At 73.6% G+C, this 22157-nt stretch carries 16 protein-coding genes and 1 tRNA gene; 13 read left to right on the forward strand and 4 right to left on the reverse strand.

The window, feature by feature from the left end; translation table 11 throughout:
- Positions 1-23: 23 nt before the first annotated feature.
- The 3 genes from R2E43_RS17105 to R2E43_RS17115 all read right to left on the reverse strand — a co-directional run bounded on the left by R2E43_RS17105 (position 24) and on the right by R2E43_RS17115 (position 5293).
- Positions 24-1466 (reverse strand): RICIN domain-containing protein, encoded by a 1443-nt coding sequence (locus tag R2E43_RS17105; RefSeq protein WP_011029535.1) that lies wholly within the window; start codon positions 1464-1466, stop codon positions 24-26.
- A 90-nt stretch (positions 1467-1556) separates the two neighbouring features.
- Positions 1557-2288, reverse strand: a complete 732-nt coding sequence (locus tag R2E43_RS17110) for an eCIS core domain-containing protein (protein ID WP_016326837.1) — start codon at positions 2286-2288, stop codon at positions 1557-1559.
- Between the two features lie 134 nt (positions 2289-2422).
- Positions 2423-5293 (reverse strand): hypothetical protein, encoded by a 2871-nt coding sequence (locus R2E43_RS17115; protein ID WP_332056332.1) that lies wholly within the window; start codon positions 5291-5293, stop codon positions 2423-2425.
- A 329-nt stretch (positions 5294-5622) separates the two neighbouring features.
- Here R2E43_RS17115 and R2E43_RS17120 point away from each other — a divergent pair, with 329 nt between their 5' ends.
- The 13 genes from R2E43_RS17120 (at position 5623) to R2E43_RS17180 (ending at position 21928) form a co-directional block, all read left to right on the forward strand.
- Positions 5623-7227 carry a phage tail sheath subtilisin-like domain-containing protein gene (locus tag R2E43_RS17120; RefSeq protein WP_003974722.1) on the forward strand — a complete coding sequence of 535 codons (1605 nt, stop codon included), beginning with the start codon at positions 5623-5625 and terminating at the stop codon, positions 7225-7227.
- Positions 7228-7279: 52 nt separating this feature from the next.
- Complete coding sequence (locus R2E43_RS17125) at positions 7280-7729, forward strand: phage tail protein (RefSeq protein ID WP_003974723.1); 450 nt, start codon at positions 7280-7282, stop codon at positions 7727-7729.
- On the forward strand, positions 7729-8262 hold the full coding sequence (locus R2E43_RS17130; RefSeq protein ID WP_003974724.1) for a hypothetical protein: 534 nt from the start codon (positions 7729-7731) through the stop codon (positions 8260-8262). Before R2E43_RS17125 ends, R2E43_RS17130 begins: the two co-directional genes overlap by 1 nt.
- Positions 8259-8417: a DUF6760 family protein gene (locus tag R2E43_RS17135; RefSeq protein ID WP_007450918.1), complete on the forward strand. Its 159-nt coding sequence runs from the start codon at positions 8259-8261 to the stop codon at positions 8415-8417. The genes R2E43_RS17130 and R2E43_RS17135 overlap by 4 nt, the downstream gene beginning before the upstream one ends.
- A 3291-nt stretch (positions 8418-11708) precedes the next feature.
- Positions 11709-12557, forward strand: a complete 849-nt coding sequence (locus R2E43_RS17140) for a flagellar biosynthesis protein FlhF (RefSeq protein ID WP_332056333.1) — start codon at positions 11709-11711, stop codon at positions 12555-12557.
- Between the two features lie 90 nt (positions 12558-12647).
- Positions 12648-13070: a phage tail protein gene (locus tag R2E43_RS17145; RefSeq protein WP_003974727.1), complete on the forward strand. Its 423-nt coding sequence runs from the start codon at positions 12648-12650 to the stop codon at positions 13068-13070.
- Between the two features lie 28 nt (positions 13071-13098).
- Complete coding sequence (locus R2E43_RS17150) at positions 13099-13821, forward strand: CIS tube protein (RefSeq protein ID WP_003974728.1); 723 nt, start codon at positions 13099-13101, stop codon at positions 13819-13821.
- Positions 13821-15755, forward strand: coding sequence for a VgrG-related protein (locus tag R2E43_RS17155; RefSeq protein WP_016326832.1), 1935 nt, complete (start codon positions 13821-13823; stop codon positions 15753-15755). Before R2E43_RS17150 ends, R2E43_RS17155 begins: the two co-directional genes overlap by 1 nt.
- Positions 15756-15789: 34 nt before the next feature.
- Positions 15790-16242, forward strand: a complete 453-nt coding sequence (locus tag R2E43_RS17160) for a GPW/gp25 family protein (protein WP_003974730.1) — start codon at positions 15790-15792, stop codon at positions 16240-16242.
- Entirely contained in the window at positions 16242-18200 is a 1959-nt protein-coding gene (locus tag R2E43_RS17165) for a putative baseplate assembly protein (protein WP_003974731.1), read from the forward strand. The genes R2E43_RS17160 and R2E43_RS17165 overlap by 1 nt, the downstream gene beginning before the upstream one ends.
- Before the next feature lie 59 nt (positions 18201-18259).
- The gene (locus R2E43_RS17170) at positions 18260-18769 is read left to right on the forward strand and encodes a phage tail protein (protein ID WP_173668821.1); all 510 of its coding nucleotides are present in this window, start codon (positions 18260-18262) and stop codon (positions 18767-18769) included.
- Complete coding sequence (locus tag R2E43_RS17175; RefSeq protein WP_003974733.1) at positions 18766-20172, forward strand: zinc ribbon domain-containing protein; 1407 nt, start codon at positions 18766-18768, stop codon at positions 20170-20172. The genes R2E43_RS17170 and R2E43_RS17175 overlap by 4 nt, the downstream gene beginning before the upstream one ends.
- Before the next feature lie 118 nt (positions 20173-20290).
- Entirely contained in the window at positions 20291-21928 is a 1638-nt protein-coding gene (locus R2E43_RS17180; protein WP_332056334.1) for an alpha/beta hydrolase, read from the forward strand.
- A 66-nt stretch (positions 21929-21994) separates the two neighbouring features.
- On the opposite strand, the gene R2E43_RS17185 is transcribed toward R2E43_RS17180, so the two are convergent.
- Positions 21995-22068 (reverse strand) — tRNA-Thr (locus tag R2E43_RS17185).
- Between the last annotated feature and the right edge of the window lie 89 nt (positions 22069-22157).

Here is a 22157-nt window from a genome sequence, read left to right on the forward strand (position 1 = left end):
CGTACGACTTTTCGGACCCGGCGTCAGTCCTTCGACGGGTGGATGATCTCCCACTCCTGGTCGTCGGTGTTGGTGCAGGTGGCGATGTTCAGCGGAGTCTCGGTGCCACCGTTCTGGCCCTTCACGTTCAGGCACTTGTGGGCACTGGCGAAGTTGCGGATCCAGTAGTCGCCGCTCGCCTGCTTGTCGATCCACCACAGCTGGTTGTCCGCCTTGGTGCCGTTGCAGTGGAACTCGGCGACCCCCGTTCCCTCCGGGCGAGCACCGTATTCACCGAGGTCCATGCACAGCTGGTCCGTGACGTTCCGGATCTGGAAGAGCTTGGCCCCGTTGGGACCGCCGTTCTCGTACTTGACCTCGAGGTTCCAGAACTCGTTGTCGCCCTCTTCGTGGCAGTTGGCCTGCTGGACGATTCCGTTGATCTTGCCCTTGTCCCGTCCGGGGATGTCGGCGCACATATGGGTGGTGGCGTTGCGCAGCATGACGTTCATGGCGGGGACCACGTCCGGCTTGGCGGGCTTCTTGGACTCCCCGCCGCCGCCCTTGTCGCCGCCGTCGCCTCCACCGCCGTCACCGGCGCCGTCGTTCTCGGGCTTCTCGGAGGCCGGCTGCTCGGGCTCCGCCTCGGGGGCGGACTCGGCACTGCTGGGGAGCGTCTCCGGAGTCGCGCTCGGACTGGGCGCCAGCGCCACACCCGCCTGCTCGGTCTGCTCCGTCGCACTCGTACGGACCTGCGGCTTGTACGCGATCCAGATCATCACGAACGCGATCGCCAACGCCAGGAAGATCCCGAAGAACGTCGCCAGCCAACGCGGCAGAAACCCGCGCTGGACATACGTCCCCTCGATCTCCGTCGGATCAACCCCGGACCGGCGCACGGCCAGCGTGTACGGCCGCTCCTCCTTCGCACCGAACCAGATGATCCGCTTCGGCTTCAGCGTCGTCTCCACGAACGCCGCACGACCCGGCTCGATCTGCACATTCCCCGGCCGCACCTCGTACGACAGATGATCACCATGATCACTGCCCGCGATCGACGCCGTCACCTTCGTATTGCCCAGGTTGTCCACCGCGAGCCGCGGCCGGCCCCGGAACCGGCCCTTCACCGTCGGCGGCACCAACTCGGCCCGCACCTCGGTGAACGCCGTGATCGTCAGGTTCCCCTCCGGAACCGTCACCGCATCCGGATGCTCCGTCGGAAGAATCCGCACCGCATACGGATTCGGCCCCGCCACCGCGTCGGAGGTGCGGGGAGGAGCGAACGTCAGCTCCACCGTCCCCGTGGTACCCGGATACAACCGCAGCGTCTGCGGCTCCACCGTCGTCCAGGGAGCCACATCCCCCACTGGCTCGAACCGGTACTCATCCACCACGTCACCGGTATTACGCACCCTCAGGCGCACACGCGTACTACTGCCGGGGTCCACAGTCGCGGACGCGGGCTCCAGCGAAGTCCACAGGCTCACACGCCGACGCTACGGCCGGTCCGGCACTTCGTCAGGACCTGGCGGGGCAGAAGGCGTTGCCCCAAAGGGCCGTTCGTGCGGCGCCCGGGACTACTCCGCGTCCTCCACCTGGTCCGCGACCGATCGCTGGGCGACGAGGGACGGGGCGGTGGTGTGCCCGGCCTTGAAGGCCGCTCCGTCGTTCACGGCCGCGACCTCGGAACCCTGGCCCGGGTCGGTGACGGCGGGGCTGCCGCCACTCCCGCTGCCCGTCTCCGTGATTCCCCGGCTGTTCTTGTCGAGGTGGCTGGCCTCGTGGGCGAGGATCTCCTCGTTGCCGATGGCGGACGGGCCGAGGAACACGTCCATGCCGATCGTCATGGCCTCGGCCCCCATCGCCGCCGTCGCGCGCTGGGCGACCGGGCCCGTGTGCATGCGGGCGCCGGCGAGGGCGGGATTGTCGTAGAACGGCACCGCCTTGTCGAGGAAGGAGCCGGGGAGCGTCGAGCTGGGCGACTCCTTGGCCTCCTGCAGGAGCTGGTGCTGCCCCTCGGGGCTCCGGTCGTCGATCCCGTCGTGCCCGCATCCCGCGCCGTGCTGGTGCGCGTCCGGGTCGATGCGACGCTGGACGGTGTGCCCGCAGCCGGGGCCGTGCTGGTGCGCATCCCGGGCGACGACGCGCTGGACGGCGGCGTTGCCCGCGGTGCTCTGGAGCGCCAGGGCGGTCGCCGGGGTCATCGGCGCTCCGCGCACTCCGGTGGTGGGCGCGGGCGCGGCCCGGTGCGGAGCGCGGCCGCCCCGGGCGGCCTGCTGGTCGGCGGCTTCCTCGTGCGCGCGCACCATGCGCTCCCTTCGACAGCGGACGTGTGACCCTTAGCCCTACCGGAGCTTTCCCGCCGCCGACAGGTCTGCGCGGGCAACACCGGGGGCAACGGCCCCCGGGGTCGTGTCCGGACACGCCCCGGGGCACACGGCGCTCAGAGCGAGCCGAGCTGTTTGGCGATCGCCTCTTCCCACTCCGTCTGCTTCTCGGGGTCGTTGAGCGACGCCAGCCACTCCGCTTCCTTCTGGTTGTGGTCGTCCGGACCGCACTTGAGCTCCTTGAGGAACTCACGTGCCTCGTCCCGGATGTCCTGGGGAACGTCCTTGCCCACCGGCACGGCCGGTCCGGCGGCGACCGCGTAGATCTCCTGCGCCCTGAGCTGCCGCTTCCCCTGCTTGATGGAGTGTGTCACCGTGACCGCCTCCTTCCAGGCGTCACGCCTCCTGCCTCGCCGGCTCGTACCGTCCTTGGACATCCTCGGCGTCTCGGACGTCTCGGACGTCTCGGGCTCCTTGACCTCCTCGGTTCCCTCCTGCGCCGACGTGGTGCGGGCGTAGCGGTCCGGCTGCCGTACCGAGATGTAGCGCTTGTTGGCCTTCTTCACGCTCTTCTTGAGGGCGAGACCGCCCAGGAACCCCGCCGTCAGACCGCCCGCGACGCCAGGAGCGACACCGCCGGTGACCGCACCCGTGGCTGCGGCGATCGCCACGGCGCCTGCTGCGATGCGCGCGAGGTTGCCCGTCAGGTTGGCGAAGCGGTGCCCCAGTTTCCACTTCTTCTTGTGCACCACGTACTCGCGTGCGGCGGCCATGTGCTCCCGCACCTCCGTCCGGAGGTTCTCGACGCGGGCCTGCTGGTCCTCGACGGCCTTCAGGCCGTCCTCCGAGTCCCCGAGTCCGGACACCCTCTCGGCCAGGCCGACGCCGGCCCTCCCCAGGTCGTTCAGTACGTCCTGGAGCTTTCGGTCGCGCTTCGCGGCCACGTCGTTGAAGTGGTCCTTCAGCTTCTTGCGCTGGGCGTGGGTGTTCTTGATGACCCTGCTGTCGCGGCCCACGTGGATGGCCGAGAACGAGATGGTGAGGGCACCGCCGGCGTCTGCGAGCGCGGCCGTCCCCGCCAGGTCTCCGGCGGCCTTCGTGCCGGTGTTGGCGATCTTCAGGACGTCGTTGGCGGCCATCTGGGAGCTGCTCGCCAGACCGAGGGGCTTGCCCACGTAGTTCTTTCGGTGCGCATGGGAAGCCGGGCCCGATTCGTTCCGCTTGCCGGCGGCTTCCTTGATCGCCGCGATGTCGTTCACGGTTCCGGTCACGTCGCTGACGAGGTTGATCGGGTTCTCGACGCTCTGCTGGATCACAGTGTCGTGCGCCGTCCCGTGGTCCCCGTGCTTCATCGATGCCGACTGGACCGTCGCCCCGGGCGGCGCACTGCCGCGGAGAACCACGGTGTCGGGGACGTCGGCCCACGGCTTGGTCTTGGCGGAGGCCTTCTTGGCCCCGTGCCCGACACCGTCGGCCGCGCGCGCGACACCGTTGCGCGAGGACCCGTCCGTCTTCTCGGCGCCGGCCGGTTCCTTCTCCTTGGCCGCCTTCTCCTTGGCCGCCTTCTCCTCGGCCGCCTTCTCCTCGGCCGCCTTCTCCTCCGCGGCCTTCTTCTCGGTCTCCTTCGCCGCGGCCAGTTCCGTCCTCGCCGTGTCCTCGGCCGTCCCGTGACGCAGCTGCCCCTGCGCCGCGGCCGCCGCGCGCTGCCGGGCGCCGGCGGCCTCCCGCCCAAGGCGGGTCAACGCGGCGAGGGCGGCGTCGTGCTCCGTCTGCTTCTCCCCCGCGGTCTTCGCGTACCCGGCCGCTTCGGCCTGGGCCTTCTCGGCCTTGTCCTGTGCGTCCTTCGCGGTTCTCCCGTGGCCGGCCGCCGCCTGCTCGGCGGTTTCGCGTGCCTCCGTCGCCGCCTTGGCCTCGCGGTCCAGCTTCTTCGCCAGTTCCGCGGATTCCCTCGCGCTCTCGTTGGCCTCGTCCCGGAGCCGGGCGGCCTCCTCCTGGCCTTCCTCCGCCTCCTTCTGCGAGGCACCGGCTCCCTCGGCCTCTTCGTTCCTCCGCTTCGCCGCTTCCTTGGCCGCCTTCACCTCCTTCAGCGCCGTGGCCAGTTCGACGGTCCGCTTCCTCATGGCCGCCGCGAACTGCTCCTCGGACTCCGCCTCGACCTCGGCCTCGGCCGCCTGCTCCTGCGCCTTGTCCTCGACGTCCCCCGCCGTGCGCGCCGTCTCGTCGGCGGCCTTCAGCTGCGCCGCGGCCTCCTCCGCCCGGCGCGAGAACCGACGCACCCTTGCCTCGGCTTCCGCCTGACTTTTCCGGGCCTGCTCGATCGTTGCCGAGAGCTGGGCCACCAAGTCCGCGGCGTCCTTCCGCCTCTGCTCGGCGGCCTCGGCCTCTTTCTTGAACCCATCCGCCTGCTTGCGGGCTTCTTCGGCCGCCGCGCCCTTCTCTTTCTCGGTCTCGCCGTGCCTCCCGGCCTCCTCGAGGGAGCTCCGCTGCCTCTTCGTCGCCGCGTTCGCCTCGCTCGTGGACTCTCGCGCCTTCTCGAGCGAACTCCGCTCTCCCCGCTTCGCGTCCCCGACTTCCCGCTCGAGCGCCTCCGCCTTGTCCCGGGCGTCCGACTCCTTCTTGCGGGCCTCGATCGCCGTCCCGGTCAGGTTCCGCACCTCGGCCACGGCGTCCGCCCGTGCCCCCGAGGCGTCCGAGACCTTCTTCTTCTGCTCCGCCACCTCGTCCACGGCCGCCTGCTGCTCGGGCTCCGTCACCGGTGTGATCTGCAGGTCGTCCGGCGTCGACGAGGTCGTCGCCCGTTCCGGTGCCGGGGCCTTGGAGAGCTGTGCGGTACCGGCCGCGCGCTGGATCGCCGAGGCCACGGCCCGGTTCCCCGCCGCGGCCTGCAACGAGGCCAGCGGCGGCGACTGCCGTGCCTGCGGGCGGGCCGGAGCCGGAGCGGCCCCGCCCGGGCGGTGCCTGTGCGTCTGGTTCAAGCGGTCCGACACGGACGGTCCCCTCCTGACACGCCGTCACCGTCCCCTCTTCGCGGGGCAGCGCCCCGGTGCGGCGGGACGGGGCGCCCCGAAACGGGGCTTGATCGCAAGATGACATTCTGGCGAACTGACAGTCGACACAAGACGTTGAATCAGAAACGCCGGGCGTCCGCCAGGGGTCTTCGGGGGGAAGTGCCGGGATGCGGCGGGAGTCTGCCCCAACGGGCACGACCAGGGGCAAGGAACATGCCCCCGCTCCGGCACCCGGGGACGTTTCGGCATCGGCAACGCGCGCGTGAGGCTGAGGGGCGTCCTGTCTCGTACCCCGAGGAGAGCAGAGCATGCCGTCCTACCTGTCGCCCGGCGTCTACGTCGAGGAGGTGGCCAGCGGCTCGCGCCCGATCGAGGGAGTGGGCACGTCGGTGGCGGCCTTCGTCGGTCTCGCCCCGACCGGCCCGCTGAACGAGCCCACGCTGGTGACCAACTGGACGCAGTACGTCGCGGCCTTCGGTGACTTCACCGGCGGGTACTACCTCGCGCACTCCGTCTACGGGTTCTTCAACAACGGCGGCTCGGCCGCCTACGTTGTCCGCGTCGGCGGCTCGGCCGAGGACGCCGCCGCCGACGGCTCGGTCAACGGCGCCGCCGCCCCCGCGGCCGTCACCGGCAGCACCGCCAAGGCGCTGCCGGCCGCCGAGCCCAAGCAGCTCGGCACCTTCGCCGTGACGGCCACCGCGGCCGGCCAGAGCGGCCCGCTGACCGTCGAGGTCGCCGACCCCGAGGGCGAGGGCCCCGCCGAGCGCTTCAAGCTGATCGTCAAGGACGGCGACAAGCCGGTCGAGACCTTCGACGTGAGCGCCAAGAAGGGCAACCGCTCCTACGTCGTCACGCAGGTCAAGGAGCGCTCCAAGCTCATCACCGTGACCGAGGCCGCGCCGTCCGCGCAGCTGGTCCGGCCGGAGAACCAGAGCCTGACGCTGCCGGCGCCGCCGTCCGCCGCCCCCGCCGTTCCGGCCGGGCAGGCCGAGAGCGCGCACCCCGGCCCCGCCCAGTACCTCGGCGACTCCTCGGACCGCACCGGCTTCGGCGGCCTGGAGGCGATCGACGAGATCTCCATGGTCGCGGTGCCCGACCTGATGGCCGCCTACCAGCGCGGCGCGATCGACCTGGAGGCCGTCAAGGCCGTCCAGCTCGGCCTGATAGCCCACTGCGAGCTGATGGGCGACCGCGTCGCGATCATCGACCCGCCGCCGAACCAGAACGCCCGCCAGATCCGCGTCTGGCGCCAGGAGACGGCCGGCTACGACTCCAAGTACGCCGCCCTGTACTACCCCTGGATCAAGTCGTTCGACCCGGCCACCGGCCAGTCCCGCCTGGTCCCGCCGAGCGGTCACGTCGCCGGCATCTGGGCCCGCAACGACTCCGAGCGCGGTGTGCACAAGGCCCCCGCCAACGAGGTGGTCCGCGGCGCCGTCGACCTGGAGCTGCAGATCACCCGCGGTGAGCAGGACCTGCTCAACCCGATCGGCGTCAACTGCATCCGCTCCTTCCCGGGCCGCGGCATCCGCGTCTGGGGTGCCCGCACCCTCTCCTCCGACCCGGCGTGGCGCTACCTGAACATCCGCAGGTACTTCAACTACCTGGAGGAGTCGATCCTGATCGGCACCCAGTGGGTGGTGTTCGAGCCGAACGACCACAACCTCTGGGCCCGCATCCGCCGCAACGTCTCCGCGTTCCTGGTCAACGAGTGGCGCAACGGCGCCCTCTTCGGCCAGAGCCCCGACCAGGCCTACTACGTCAAGTGCGACGAGGAGACCAACCCGCCGGAGTCCGTCGACCTCGGCCGGGTCGTCTGCGAGATCGGCATCGCGCCGGTCAAGCCCGCCGAGTTCGTCATCTTCCGGCTCGCCCAGTTCTCCAGCGGCGGCGGCGAACTGGACGAGTAGGCGGATCGCGCCCCCGCCCTTGTCCCACATCCTCTAGAAGGACTGCGAACTCATGTCTCTCCCCAAACCCGAAGACGTACTCGTCGCACCGAATTTCGGCATCCAGATCGACGGTGTGATGGTCGAGTACCTCAACTCGGTCTCCAACCTGCAGATCGAGCAGGACGTCATCAGGTACCAGCAGAACCAGGGCACGACCGGCCGCAACAACGTCACCCTGATGCCGGGTGTGGCCAAGGACGGCTCGGTCCAGGTCGAACGCGGTATGAGCCAGTCGTCGGTGTTCACCCAGTGGATCAACGACTCCATGGCGGGCCGGATGGCCACCGCCCGCAAGAACGCCACGATCATCGTGATGGACTACGAGGACAACCCGGTCAAGCGCTGGAACCTGCGCAACGCCTGGTGCAGCAAGGTCGTGGCGGGCACCCTGAAGGCGGGTGACACCAACGCGCTCACCGAGACCATCACCATCGTGTTCGAAGAACTGGTCGTCGAGTAATGCGCCGTAGCACCGCCAAGGCACCCGCCGCGGCACCCCAGACCGCGGCGGCGGGAGCGGACTTCCCCCGTTCGGCTCCCGCCGCCGCGCCGACGGAGGCGCCGGCCGGTTCTCCGGCCGGCCCTCCCGCCGGGCCCCCCGTCGACACCGCCCCGAGGCAGCAGATGCAGACCGAGTTCCCCTTCGAGCTGCCGCGCGGGTACGTCGACGAGTCGGGCACGGTGCACCGGGACGGTGTGATGCGCCTGTCGACGGCACGGGACGAGCTGATCCCGCTGCGCGACGTGCGGGTGCAGGAGAACCCGGCGTACCTGTCGGTGGTGCTGCTCGGCCGGGTCATCACCCGGCTGGGCACGCTGGCGATGGTGCACGACGGCGTCGTGGAGAACATGTTCGCCTCCGACCTGGCGTTCCTCCAGGACTTCTACCGCCAGATCAACGCGGAGGGGCACACCCGGGCGGCCGTGGAGTGCCCGCACTGCTCGGAGCCCTTCGAGGTGGAACTCGGCGGGAGCCGCCTGGGGGAATCGTGACGTACGCGACCGACCGGCTGCACGAGGAGATCGCGTACGTCGCCTACCACTTCCACTGGAGCCTGGAGGCGATCCTGGACCTGGAACACCAGGACCGCCGCCGGTACACGGACCAGATCGCGTCCCTCGTGACGCGAGGCACGGCGGAGGGCTGATCGGTGGGACTCCTGGACCGGCTGCGGGGCCGTCGCGACGGCGGCGAGGGAAACGGGAACGGGGGCGGGACCGCGGCATCGGCGGCGGACTCGCCCGCGGAGACGGGTCCGCCCGCGGACACCGGCTCGCGTCCGGACCCGGGCGCGGGCGAACGTGCGGCATCCGCGCCCGGACCCGCGCCCGTGGCCGTCGCGGCCTGGACGGGCCTGCCGCCGATCCAGCGCGCCACGGGAGCGGACCGCACGGGGGTGGCGGACGCGGCTTTCGGCGGCCGCCTTCCGACGTGGCAGGACCCGTCGTTCACCCGGGCGCCGTCCCCGGGGGTACTCGACCCGGCGGCCGGCGACAGTCTGCTGTCCGGCGCCTTCGACGCGTCGGCCCGGCAGACCTCGTCCACGCCGCTGGCCCGCCCGGCCGGCCCTCTGCCGGTGCAGCGGATGCCGGTCGCGCCGCTGCGCGCGATACCGGCGGACGCACCGGCCGCGGCCACCGCGCCGACCGCGCCCACGGGCTCCGCCCCGAGGGCGCGCGGTGGTGCGTCGGGTACGTCTGCGGCGGGCCCCAGGCCGTCGGCGGCCCCGACGGCGAACACGTCGCCGACCGCGCCCGCGGCCACGCCGGTCCAGCGGGCGCGTTCCGCCGCGCCGGCCTCGCCCGCCGTGCCCGCGAGCGCACCGGCCCCGGCCTCCCGCGGGGTCCGGGTGACCCCGGTACCCGCGCCGCCCGCAGCCCCGCGTCCGCGCCAGTCGCTCACCAGGGCCCCGTCCGGATCGCCGGCCGTGCAGCGCCGGGCGTTGCCGGCGAGCCGCCGGACCACGGGAGCCGCCCCGGCGTCGTCCGGCACGGCGCCCTCGTCGGCGGACGCCGACCGAGCGGACCCCGGCTCGGCACCGGCGGCGAGCGCCGCCCCGGACCCCGGCCCGGCACCGGCGAGCGCCGCCCCGGCCCACGGTTCCGTCACCCCGGCGCCCGCACCGACCGGGGCACCCGTCCAGCGGGCGGAGTCCGCTCCCGGGACCGCACCGGCCCCCGGCGCGTCCGGCGACGCGACGGCACCGGCGTCCCCGGTACGGCGGCCCGACGGCGGCGCCCCGTCGAGCCCGGCTCCGGCGCACAGCGGCACCGCACCCGGCACCCCGCCGGTCCAGCGCACCGCCGTACGGCCGTCCGGCCCCGCGCCAACCGACGCCCCGGCCGGACGCGGCACCGCACAGCGCGGCGACAGCAACCCGGCGGCCACCGCACCGACCGGCAGCACCACGCCCGGCACACCGCCCGTCCAGCGGGCTGCCGCACGGCCGTCCGGCAGCAGCACCCCCTCGACCCCCGCACCGGCCGACAGCGGCACCGCACCGGGTGCGCCCCCGGTCCAGCGCGCCACCGCACGCCCGGTCGGCAGCAGCACCCCCTCGACCCCCGCACCGGCGAACAGCGGCTCCGCGTCCGGCACGCCGCCCGTCCAACGGGCCACCGCACGACCGTCCAGCGGCGCCCCGTCGAGCCCGGCTCCGGCGCACAGCGGCTCCGCACCCGGTACGCCGCCGGTCCAGCGCACCGCCGTACGGCCGTCCGGCCCCGCGCCAACCGACGCCCCGGCCGGACGCGGCACCGCACAGCCCGGCAGCAACCCGGCGACCACCGCACCGACCGGCAGCACCACGCCCGGCACACCGCCCGTCCAGCGGGCCACCGCACGGCCGTCCGGCAACAGCACCCCCTCGACCCCCGCACCGGCCGACAGCGCCACCGCACCCGGCACGCCCCCGGTCCAGCGCGCCACCGCACGCCCGACCGGCTCCCCGGCACAGCCCGGCGGCGGCGATCCGGCAGCCACCGCACCGGGCGACAGCTCCACGTCCACCGCCCCGCCCGCCCAACGGGCCACCGCACGACCGTCCAGCGGCGGCGACCCGTCGACGCCCGCTCCGGCGAACAGCGGCTCCGCACCCGGCACCCCGCCGGTCCAGCGCGCCGCGGCACGGCCGTCCGGCCCCGCGCCGACCGACGCCGCGGGCAGCGGCCCCGCGTCCGCCGCCCCGGCACGGCGGCCCGCCGTACGCCCCGGCGACAGCCCGGCGTCCGCACCGGCGGGCAGCGGAGCCACGGCCGGGGCGCCGCCGGTGCAGCGTGCCGTACGCCGCACCGACGGCGGCACGACTCCCCCGGCGGGCGACGCCGCACCCGCCACCCGGCGAGCCGCCGGGCAGCCGGACCGCCCCGCGTCCGCCGGTGACCGCCGGACCGGTTCGCCGCAGACCACGCCCGGTGCCCCGGTGCAACGGGCCGCGGCACAGCCCGAGCCGGGGTCCGACGCCCATGGGCGGACGGCCCCGCCCGCGTCCGGCACCACCTCGGACGCGGCGCAGGGGCAGGCCCCGGTGCGCCGGGCGGATTCCCGGTCCGCCGCCACCCCGGCGGCCGGCAGCGGCGCCCCGCCCACCGGCGGCCCGGCGGCACCCTCGCCGTCGGCCGGAGCCACCCCCGTCGGTCCCCCGGTCCAGCGAGCCGCGGCACCGGCCGACGGGCCCACGGCCGGGGCGCCGACCCGGCAGGCCGCGGCCCGGACCACCCCGGCCGCCGAGTCCGGCGGCGACACGGCGGCGCCGTCCGGCGCACGCCCCACCGGCACCGGCGACGCCACCGGAGGCGGGCGCCCCTCGGCGACCGCACCCGGCGTTCCCGCCGCCCCGGCCGTCCGGCCGCCCGTCCAGCGCCGGGCGTCGGCCGCCCAGCCGTCGCCGCCCGCGCGGCCGTCCTCGGCACAACCGGGCGGCGCACCACTACCGCCGGTCCAGCGGGCGTCGGAGCGGCGCACGGACGACCCGATCGCGCCGCCCTCCGCCGCCCCGGCGGCACCGGCCAAGCCGTCGGCACCGACCGACCCGGGCCCCGCCCCCACGGTCACCGCACCCGCCTCGCCCACCGCACCCGGGACCCGTACCGCGCCCACGCCCGCCGTACCGCTGTCCCGGCCGGAGACCGGCAGGACGACAGCCCCGGCGACCCCCGTGCAGCGCAGCGCGGCCGGGCGGCGTCCGGGGCTCGGCGCGCCCACCTCGTCCGGCCCGGTCGGCGCCGTCCGTCCGGCCGTGACGCCGGCACCGACGGACGCACCGGCTCCGACACCGACACCGGCTCCGACACCGACGTCCCCGGCCGCCCCGGCCGCCCCGGCCGGGGCGCCCGCGCGTCGTTCTCCGCTCGGCGCGCCCCTCTCCGCGCCCCCGCCCGACACCACGTCGCTCACCACGCGGTCCCCGGCTCCCGCGCCCTCCACGACCGGAGGTCACGTGCCCCCGCCCGTACAGCGGGCCACCGCCCAGGCCTTCGCGCCCACGACACCGCCCTTCACGGCCACGACCACGGCCGCCGCCACATCCGCCACACCGCCCTTCACGGCCCTGACCCCGCCCGCCACATCCGCCACACCGCCCTTCGCCGCCCTGGCCACGTCCGCCGTCCCGCCCTTCGCGGCAGCGGCCACGGAAGCGGCCCCGGCGGCGCCGCACCTCACGCCCCCGGCGCTGCCCGGTGGCGGCGGGGCGGCGCCTCCCGTCGTCCAGCGCGCGCCCGCCAAGGCCGTACCCCTGCGCAAGCCCGTGTCCCCCGGCGCCGCCACCGGAGCCCCGCTCCCGGTGGCCCCGCTGACACCGCCCCGGCCGTCGGCGGCCCGGCCCGAGATGCCCGTCGCCACGCAGGCGGGGCCCGCGGACACCACGCCGGACACGGCACCGCCCGGCGCCGTGTCCGGCGACATGCCGCCGGTCCAGCGGTTCTCCTTCCGCCGTTCCCGCCGCGCCGGACACACCACCGCCGCCCTGGCCTCCGCCACGGCCGCCACCGTGGTGGACAACCTGACCCGGCTGGACCCCCCGCCGTCCCGGCCCGGCCCGGACGAACCGCCGCCCCCGTACAGCGACCCCCCGCCGCCGTACGAGGCGGGCGCGGGCGCACCGCCCCCCGACGGTCCCCCGCCCGCGTACACGGCGGTCCCCGAGGGCGGGTTCGACCCGCGTCAACTCACCGACTTCCAGCTCGACGAACTGGTGCACCGGATCATCGGCCGCGTCACCCGTCTCGTCCGCACCGAACTGCGTATGGACCGCGAACGGATCGGCAGACTGCGCGACCCGCGCTGACCGGACCCGCACCGGCCCCGCCGGACGGCCGGACCGCACCGAGGGCCAAGCCCGCCGCCACCGCTCCCCGACAAGAAAGGTCGACCCCCGATGACCCGTAAGGACCCGGGCTCTTCCATCTGGTTCAGCCTCGCCATCGACGGCGAGAGCCTCGGCTACTTCAACGGGTGCGAGGGCCTGTCGACCCAGGTGGAGGTGGAACAGCGCCAGGAGGGCGGCAACAACGGCTTCGTCTGGCAGCTGCCCACCCGCGTCACCTACTCCAACATCCGGCTGACCCGCCCCCTCACCCCGGACACGGCGAAGGTCGCCAAGTGGATCTCGTCCGTGCAGACCGGCATCCAGCGGCCCACCGCGCAGATCTCCGCCCTGCGCGCGGACGGGTCGCTGGTCGCCCGCTGGGGGCTGATCGACGTCCTGCCCGTCAGCTGGCAGGGCCCCAGCCTCGACCCCGGCAGCGCGTCCGTGGCCAACGAGGTCCTGGAGATAGCCCACCACGGGTTCACGGACTGACGGCGCCGCGGAGCAGAGAGGAAGAACCATGGCCAAGAGCAGCAAGGGCGCCGGCAAGAGCCTCGTACGCGCCAACCTCGCCATCCACGAGCCGCCCACCGGCAAGTCCACCTCGCCCGGTGGGCTGATCAAGCGGTTCCCGTTCGAGTTCAACCCGGCGCAGCTCTCGATCAGTCAGCGCTCCCAGTGGAAGGCGACCCCGACGGCGGCCGTGCGGAAGGCCGCGAAGCCGCAGTTCATGGGCGCCGAGCCGCGGGAGATGACCCTGGAGATCTTCCTGGACTCCTCCATGAAGCCCGGCGGCAACACCGTGATGAAGAAGGTCGAGTCGCTGCTGATCTGCTGCGAGGTCACCGCCAAGAGCCTGGCCGCCAAGCAGCCGTCACCGCCCTGGGTGATCTTCGAGTGGGGCTCGTTCTCCACGGCCCGGTTCAACGCCTACGTCGCCTCCATCGAGACCCAGTACACGCTCTTCGGCACCGCCGGCGTCCCCATCCGCGCCACCTGCCAGATGGGCCTGGTGGAGATTCCCGGCCCCACCCCGAACCAGAACCCGACCTCCGGCGCCCTCACCGCCCAGCGCGTGCACCGGGTCGTCGCGGGGGACTCGCTCCAGTCGCTGGCCTGGAGCGAGTACGGCAGCGCCAACGCGTGGCGGGTGATCGCCGAGGCCAACGGCATCGACGACCCGTCCCACCTGCCGACCGGTACCGAACTCATCCTGCCGGCCACCGAGGAGGTGCCTCACTGATGGTGCGTCCCTCCTTCTCCAGCATCGTCGAGGTGAAGATCGGTGGCGCCAAGCTGCCCGACACCATCGCCCCGATGCTCACCGACGGCTGGGTCGACCAGGGCGTCAACGTGCCGGCGGCCTTCCGGCTCACCTTCCGCGACCCCTACCACCGGCTCCTCGGCGACCTGAACGTGCAGTTCGGCACCAAGGTGGTCATCACGCCGATCGCCGACGGGCAGGGCAAGAACAACCCGCTGCTGACCGGTGAGGTCACCGGCCTGGAGACCGACTACGACGGCACCGGCAGTTTCACCGTCATCCGCGGCTACGACTACGGGCACCGGCTGATGCGCCAGCGCCGCGTGGCCGCGTACCGCAACCAGAAGGCCTCCGACATCGCCCGCAAGCTCGTCCAGATGGACGGCGTCTCCGTCGGCCGCATCCAGCCGACCAAGGGCACCTACGCGTTCATCGCCCAGCCCAACGTCACCGACTGGGACTTCCTCGCCCGGCTCGCCGACGAGAACAAGATGATCATGTACCTGGACTCCAAGGGGAAGTTCCGGTTCGTCACGCCCAAGCCGTCGGCCGGGGCTCCCTCGCCGAACACGGACGGCGACCAGAGCGCCTTCGTCCTCCAGGCCGGCCACGACATCCTGCGGCTGCGGGCCGCCGTCACCGCCGCCGACCAGATCGGCAAGGTCGAGTCGCGCGGCTGGAACGTCACTACCAAGAAGAAGATCACCGAAATAGCGCCGGCCACCACCGACCCCGGCATCAGCATCAAGTGGACGCCCGGCACGGCCGCCGGCAAGTTCAAGCCCGGCAAACTCGTCGAGACCGCCAACCCGTACGACAAGCAGGACGAGGTGCAGAACGCCGCGAAGGCCCTGGCCTCCGACGTCACCGCCTCCTTCTCCGAGTTGGAGGTCGCCGCCAACGGCCACCCCGACCTGCGGCCCGGCGTCCCCGTCGCGCTCTCGGACGTCGGCACCCCCTTCGAGGGCAAGTACACCGTCACCTCCGTACGCCACCACTTCGGCGACGGCGTCGCCTACGAGTCCTGGATCACGGTCAGCGGACGCCAGTGGCGTTCCCTGTACGGGCTCGCCTCGGGCGGCGGCGGCGGCTCGGACCCGGCGAGCGCCACCCGGCTGCCCAGCGTCGCCAACGCCATCGTCACCGACGTGCAGGACCCCCTCAAGCAGGGCAGGGTCAAGCTGCAGTTCCCGTGGCTGGACGACACCTACGTCAGCGACTGGGCGCGCAGCGTCCAGATGGGCGGCGTGGCGGGCGGCGGCATCTTCCCGATGGACGTCGGCGACGAGGTGCTGGTCGCCTTCGACCGGGGGGCGCTGGACCACCCGTTCGTGATCGGCGGCCTCTACAACGGCCGGGACGTGCCGACCAAGAGCGACGTGCCGCTGCACGACGGCCTGAAGAAGAAGGCCGTGCGGCACACCCTGTCCGACCGCCAGGGCAACCGGGTCGACCTGCTCAGCCAGCGCACCGGCGGGCGCAAGCAGGGCGTGCGGATCGCCAGCGGCAACGACAAGCTGACCATCAACCTCGACCGCACCAAGACCGAGATCACCGTCGACAGCAAGGGCTCCGTCAGCATCACCGGCAGCCGCTCGGTGTCGGTGGACGCGGGCACCGACCTGTCGCTGAGCGCCAGACGCTCCCTGACCATCAAGAGCGGCGGCCCCCTCAGCATCCAGGGCGGCAGCACGATCAACATGCGCAGCGGGGGCCTGGTCGGAGTCAACGCGGGAGGCGCCCTGAACCTGGGGGCGGGCGGCGCCGCGACGCTGAGCGCCGGGGCCGCGACGACCATCTCCGGCACCGTCAACGTGCAGATCAACTCCGTCATGACGCGGGTCATCGGCGCGACCTTCGAGGTCAAGACCCCCATCTTCAAGGTCGCGACGATCCCCGTGCCGGGCCTGTGACGAAGCGTTTCCGAGGAAGGCAGGTTGCTCCCTGATGGCCGAACAGTTCGTCGGCTCCGGCTGGTCGTTCCCCCTGCGCATCGGGCCGACCGGCGGGATCGCCCTCGTCAGCGGCGAGCAGGAGGTGGAGGAGGCCATGCGGCTCATCCTCGCCACCGCGCCCGGGGAGCGGCCGATGCGCCCGGAGTTCGGCTGCGCCATCCACGACCTCGTCTTCGCGCCCGTCAACGAGCAGACGGCCGGCCGCATCCAGCACGAGGTGTATGTCACCCTGGACCGCTGGGAACCACGCATCGAGGTCCACGACGTCGACGTCACCACCGGCGAGGAACAGAACGTCCTCTTCATCGACGTCCGTTACTCGATCCGCGGCACCAACAACCCGCGCAGCCTCGTCTTCCCGTTCTACGTCATCCCCTCCCACGACGAGCCCGACCTCCCCGACGCGCCGGCCGGCCTCCCGGGCTCTCCCGAAAGCGACCGCTGATGCCCCTGCCCTCTCCCAACCTCGACGACCGCCGCTTCCAGCAGTTCGTCGACGATGCCAAGCGCTACATCCAGCAGCGCGCCCCGGAGTGGACCGACCACAACGTCTCGGACCCCGGTGTCACGCTCGTCGAGACGGTGGCCCACATGGCCGACCAGATCGTCTACCGGCTCAACCGGGTCCCGGACAAGAACCACCTCGCCTTCCTGGACCTGGTCGGCATCACGCTGTTCCCGCCGTCGGCCGCGCGCACGGACGTGACCTTCTGGCTGTCCGCGCCGCAGGAGGACGCGATCCTCGTCCCGGTCGGCACCGAGGTCGCCACCCTGCGCACCGAACGCGACGAGGCCGTCGTGTTCGCCACCGAGCAGGACCTGCGGATCGTCCCGTGCACGATGGGCCGCCTGGTGACGCAGGTCAGCGGCGAGGCCGTCAGCGACCGCACCACGGACCTCGCCGAGAGCAAGGACGTGCTGTGCTTCGCCGAGGCGCCCAATCCCGGCGACTGCATGCTCATCGGCCTCAGCGCCGCCGTCCCGGACTGCGCGCTCGCGCTCGAACTCGACAGCCGCGTCGACGGCGTCGGTGTCGACCCGCGCCAGCCGCCGCTGGTCTGGGAGGCCTGGACCGAGGACGGCTGGCAGTCCTGCGAGGTCGACCGCGACGGCACCGGTGGTCTCAACCGGCCCGGCGACGTCGTGCTCCACATACCCGGCGGGCACGTGCTCTCCCGCAACGGCGGCCACGAAGCCGGCTGGATCCGCTGCCGGGTCACCGAACCGCTGAGCGGCCAGCCCTTCTACACCACCTCGCCGACCATCCGTTCCGCCGAGGCCTACACCATCGGCGGCACCACCGGCTCCATCCACGCCGAAACCGTCCTCGACGAGCCCCTCGGCGAGTCCACCGGCCTGCCCGGCCAGCGGCTGCGGCTCGAACACGCCCCCGTCGTCGCCGGCGAACCGTCCGTCCTCCTCCAGACCGCCGCCGACGACGGCTGGCAGGACTGGCAGGTCGTCCCGCACTTCTCCGGCTCCCACCCGGACGACCACCACATCACCGTCGACGCCACCACCGGCGAGATCGCCTTCGGCCCCGCCGTCCGCGAGGCCGACGGCACCCTGCGCCAGTACGGAGCCGTCCCGCCCAAGGGCGCCGTCATCCGTGCCCGCCGCTACCGCACCGGCGGGGGCCGGGCGGGCAACGTGGCCCGCGGCGCGGTGCAGGTGCTGCGCACCTCCATCCCGTACGTCTCCGAGGTCGTCAACCGCGAGGCCGCCCTCGGCGGCGTCGACGGCGAGACCATCGAGGAGGCCAAGCTGCGGGCCCCCATCACCCTGCGCGCCCAGGAACGCGCCGTCACGCTGCGCGACTACGAGGAACTCGCCCGCCGGGCCGCCCCCGAGACCGCCCGCATCACCTGCCTGGAGGGCGCGGAGAACGAGTACGGCGCCCACGCCGTCCGCGTCCTCGTCGTCCCCCAGGCCGTCCCGGACCCCGGCGGACGCCTCCGCTTCGAGCAACTCGTCCCCGGCGACGCCCTCCTGAACCGCATCACCCGCCACCTCGACGAACGCCGCCTGATCGGCACCCGGCTCGCCGTCGGCCCGCCCTACTACCAGGGCGTCACCGTCGTCGCCACCGTGCACGCCTTCCGCGACGTCGACGCCGACCGGGTGCGCCGGCAGACCCACGACGCCCTCTACCGCCACCTCGACCCGCTCACCGGCGGCTCCGACGGCAAGGGCTGGCCCTTCGGACGCCCCGTGCAGACCGGTGAGCTCTTCGCCGTCCTCCAGCGCGTCCCCGGCGTCGAACTCGTCGACGAGGTCGTCCTGCACCCGGCCGACCCGCTCACCGGAAAGCGCGGCGACCCCACCAACCGCATCGACCTCGACGCACCCGCCCTGGTCTTCTCCTACGACCACCGGGTCCGCGTGATCGGGGACAGCGCGTGAAGCCCGCCTCACAACGGGGCTCCGTCGACGGACTCGGCTCGTCGCTGCCCATCGCGTCGATGCTGCCGGCCGTCTTCGCCGACGACGACCTCGCGCTGCGCTTCGTCGCCGGGCTCGACGACGTCCTCGCACCCATCCTGAACGTCCTGGACTGCCTGGACACCTACTTCGACCCCGCCCTCACCCCGGCGGACTTCGCGCAGTGGCTCGGCACCTGGGTCGGCGCGGAGACCGACGGCACCGAGGCCGAACCGATGCTGCGCGCCGCCGTCGCCGCCGCCGCCCGGCTGCACCGCGTACGCGGCACGCTCCAGGGCCTGTCCGAAACCGTCCGGCTCGCCTTCGGTGTCGCGCCGGAGATCACCGAGAGCGGCGGCGCCACCTGGAACGCCCGGCCGCTCGGCCCGTTCCCCGGCCGTCCCCGCCCGCAGCTGCACGTCGCGCTCCGGCTGCCCGAACCCAGGCCCGTCGACGTCCACCGGCTGGACGCCCTCGTCGCCGCCGCCCGCCCCGCCCACATGCCCTACACGGTCGAAGTGACCGCCTCCGAAAGGACCCCGGAGAGATGACCACGCAGAACTGCGCCGAGTGCGGAACCCCCGCGGAACCGGGCCAGTCCTTCTGCGACGCGTGCGGCGCCGTGCTCAGCTGGGACCAGGCCGGTGCCGCCCGCACCGCGCGGCCCGCCGCCGCCACGTCCGACCAGCGCCCCGGCTTCGACGCCTTCGCGGGCGCGGGCGTGCCCCCCGCCCGCACCGGCCGCCCGGCCACGGCACCCGCCGACGAACCGGCCGGCGCCATCGGGGAGAACCCGACGCTGCCCCAGCAGCGCCGTACGGCCGGCGACGCGGACAGCCCGGCCGGAGACGCCGCGGCCACCACCGGGGACACACCCGGCACCGGGAACACCCCGGGCGCCGCCCCCGGCGCGGGAGCCGCCGCGGACCCGGACGCCGCTCCGGGAGCCGCCGCCCGCCCGGCGCCCGGCACCGACGAGACCGCCCCCACCGCCCCGGTGCCGTCCGCCGCCGCCTCCGCGCCCGCCCCGAACGCGCTCACCGACACCATGTCCGACCGGGCCCGCTCGCTGCTCGTCCCCGTCGCCGACCCCGAGGCACCCGCCCCGGCGGCGCCCCCCGCCGTCGCCCCCGTCCTGCCCGGCCGCCCCGACGCGGACCGGCCGCAGGTCCGCGCCCCCGGCCACCAGCCGGACATCGCCAACGGCCCGCCCTGCCCGTGGTGCTCCACCCCCAACCGCCCCGACCGCCACTACTGCGCCCGCTGCGCCATGCCCCTGGTCGCGAGCGGCGACCAGGCCTCCCTGCGGGCCCCCTGGTGGCGGCGGCTCTTCGGCGGACGGCGTCAGGAGACCCCGTGGGCCGGCGACCGTCCCCGCCTGCGCCGCGTCTTCGACCGCATCGGCACCTGGATCACCGTCGCCGTCGTGGCCACCCTGGCCGTCCTCGGCTTCATGTACATCCCCGACGGCGTCCAGAACACCCGCGACCACTTCGCCAAGCGCGCCCCCGTCTCCCCGGACGGCATCAAGGCCTCGCGCTCCTTCCCCGGCCACAATCCCGAGCTCCTCATCGACAAGCTCAGCAACACCTGGTGGGGGCCGGGCATCACGGAGTCCGGCCAGGGCCAGTGGGTCGAGGCGAGCTTCACCGAGCCGACCCGGCTGCTCGACGTGATCATCACCCCCGGCGTCTCCACCCGCGCCGACAAGCTGCGGGAGTCGGCCCTGCCGCACCGCGTCAAGGCGACGATCACCATGAAGGACGGGTCGGTCAAGACCCGCGACCTCACCCTGGACCAGGGCGCCGGCGGCCAGCGACGTCCGTTCCGCGTCGGCGAGGTCACCAAGGTCCGCTTCACCATCGAGTCCGCCCACGCGGCGTCCGCCAAGAAGCAGGTGGCCATCTCCGAGATCGAGTTCTTCGGCCCGTCCAGCGCCAACCGCTCCTCCTGACCCGGGCCGGGGCCCTGCCGCCGTCGGCGGGGCCCCGCGCGAACCCGGAAGCGGCCGCGCCCCACCCGAACGGACGCCACACCATGCGCCCCCCTCCGGGCCACCGGAGGCTGAGGCCATGCCCCCAGCACGAGCGATATCCACCGCCGTCCTGCTGTCCACGGCCACCCTGCTCGCCTCTTCCCTGACGGCCTGCGCGCCCACGGACCGGGACGGCGACCGGCAGGGCGACACCGGCGGCACCACCAGCGACGCACAGGCCCTGAACGACCTCCGCGCCCAGTCCCCGCACTGGCGGGACTGCCCCGCCCCGGCCCCGATCCAGGGCGGCGGCGAAGCCCCCGGCGCGCTCCCCGACGGCACCCCGTGGCAATGCGCCACCCTGCGCACGCCGTTGGACTGGAAGAACCCCTCCGGCGAGACCATGGACCTCGCACTCGTGCGGGCCCGCACCAGCGGCACCCCGGACGACCGGATCGGCTCCCTGCTCTTCAACTTCGGCGGCCCCGGCGGCTCCGGCGTCGCCACCCTTCCGGGCCTGGCCGCCGACTACGAGAAACTCCGCACCCGCTACGACCTCGTCAGCTTCGACCCGCGCGGCGTCGGCAACAGCGGCGGCGTGCGCTGCCCGGACGCCGGCCTCCCCGACGAGGACGAGATCGACGGCATCCCCGACGACGGGGGCGACGAGACCGACGCGCTCGTCCGCTTCAACCGGGAGACCGCGGCCGCCTGCGAGAAGAACTCCGGCGACACCCTCCCCTACGTCGGCACCACCCAGGCCGCCCGGGACATGGACCTGATGCGCCAGGCCCTCGGCGACGAGAAGCTGCACTACCTCGGCATCTCCTACGGCACCGAACTCGGCGGCGTCTACGCGCACTTGTTCCCGGAGCACGTCGGCCGCGCCGTACTCGACGGTGTCGTCGACCCGACCCAGGACACGATGGAGGAAGCCCTCGCCCAGGCCGGCGGCTTCCAGCTCGCCTTCGAGCACTTCGCCGCCTGGTGCGCCCGGCAGGGCTGCACACTGGGCGAGGACGCCGAGGACATCGTGGACCTCGTCGTCGGCCTGGAAGCGGCCCTGGACGACACCCCCCTGTCCACCCCGGACGACGGCGAACTCGACGGCGACGCCCTCGTCGCGGCCGTCACCGGCGCCCTCTACCGGCAGGACTACTGGCCCGCGCTCCGGGTCGGTCTGGAAGCCGCCGACGACGACGACGGCGACGTCCTGCACGACCTCGCCGAAGCCCTCGGCCAGCACGGCACCGGTGGCGGCACGGACGACGGCACGACCGACGAGGAAAGCAACGAGGACGACGCCTTCCGGGCCATCACCTGCGCCGACTCCAGCAGCCGCTACACGGTCGCGGACGTCCTGTCCCGCCTGCCGGACTTCATCGAGGCCTCCCCGCTCTTCGGCCCCGGCCTCGCCTGGAGCACCCTGTCCTGCGACGGCTGGCCGGTCCCCGGAGCGGCCCGGCACCCCGAGGTCAGCGCCCCGGGCGCGCCCCCGGTCCTCCTCGTCGGCAACACCGGCGACCCCGCCACCCCCTACGAGGGCGCCGCCCGCATGGCGCGGCGCCTCGGCGAGAAGGTGGGCGTCGAGCTGACGTACGAGGGCGAGGGCCACGGCGCCTACGACAGCGGCAACACCTGCGTCCGGAACGCCGTCGACGCCTACCTGCTGAACGGCACCCTCCCGAAGCCCGGCACGGTCTGCGAGGCCGAACCCCTGCCGGAGGGCAAGTAGCGCCCCGGACCAACGCCGACGCCCCCGCGATCCAGGATCGCGGGGGCGTCGGCGGGCCGGCTTCGGAGCCCCCTGTCGGATTCGAACCGACGACCTTCGCTTTACAAGAGCGGCGCTCTGACCAGCTGAGCTAAGGAGGCACGCGCGCGTCGGGCGCGCGCAGGCTGCTCCACTGTACACAGAGCCGGTGAACGATGTGATGCGAAAATTTCGGCGGAATTCACAGACT

The sequence above is a fragment of the Streptomyces violaceoruber genome, assembly GCF_033406955.1.
In the GTDB taxonomy this organism is placed as follows: Bacteria; Actinomycetota; Actinomycetes; order Streptomycetales; family Streptomycetaceae; genus Streptomyces; species Streptomyces violaceoruber.